Below are 228 nucleotides of genomic sequence, written 5' to 3' on the forward strand. Positions count from 1 at the left end.
GGCTTCGCCGGCAAGGACTTCCAGGCCGGCGCGGTCAAGCAGGGCGTCGAGCAGTTCGGCCAGATGATGCAGAAGGTCGATTTCCCGAAATTCGTCGGCGGCCTCATCAAGAACGTGTTCCAGGCGATCGTCGAAAGCTCGGTCGAGCAGATGCGCGCGTATGGCGGGCTGATCGCCAATGTCGCCAAGACCACCGCCCAGTTCATGAGCGACAACATCAGCGAGGGG

General features: G+C 62.3%; 1 pseudogene. It reads left to right on the forward strand.

From position 1 onward, the window contains the following. Positions 1-228: pseudogene (locus KVT39_RS37745) on the forward strand (hypothetical protein); the annotation flags it as partial.

The organism is Burkholderia sp. GbtcB21 (genome assembly GCF_019091065.1).
Classification (GTDB): domain Bacteria; phylum Pseudomonadota; class Gammaproteobacteria; order Burkholderiales; family Burkholderiaceae; genus Burkholderia; species Burkholderia pyrrocinia_C.